We start from the raw sequence: 308 nt of genomic DNA on the forward strand, positions 1-308 counted from the left end.
GGTCAAGCCCGCTCCCACAGGTACAGCGCCGTTCTCGAAACCAGCGCCGTACCTGTGGGAGCGGGCTTGACCCGCGAAGTTTTTCAGGCCGGCAACTGCCCCAGCAGGTACACCCGTAGCCGCTCGATGCTCTCGCGCCACGCACTGCCCACCGGCCACACCAGGTAGCAGGCATCCCCCGTTGCCACCGCCTGTTCGAACTGAGGTCGGGCTTGACCCGCGAAGTTTTTCAGGCCGGCAACTGCCCCAGCAGGTACACCCGTAGCCGCTCGATGCTCTCGCGCCACGCACTGCCCACCGGCCATACC

1 pseudogene is annotated in these 308 nt (G+C 66.6%); it reads right to left on the reverse strand.

The window, feature by feature from the left end:
* Window positions 1-83 precede the first annotated feature (83 nt).
* Window positions 84-308, reverse strand: a pseudogene (locus tag QMX96_RS26760) (hypothetical protein); the annotation flags it as partial.

Source organism: Pseudomonas sp. PS01300 (assembly GCF_029960155.1).
In the GTDB taxonomy this organism is placed as follows: domain Bacteria; phylum Pseudomonadota; class Gammaproteobacteria; order Pseudomonadales; family Pseudomonadaceae; genus Aquipseudomonas; species Aquipseudomonas palmensis.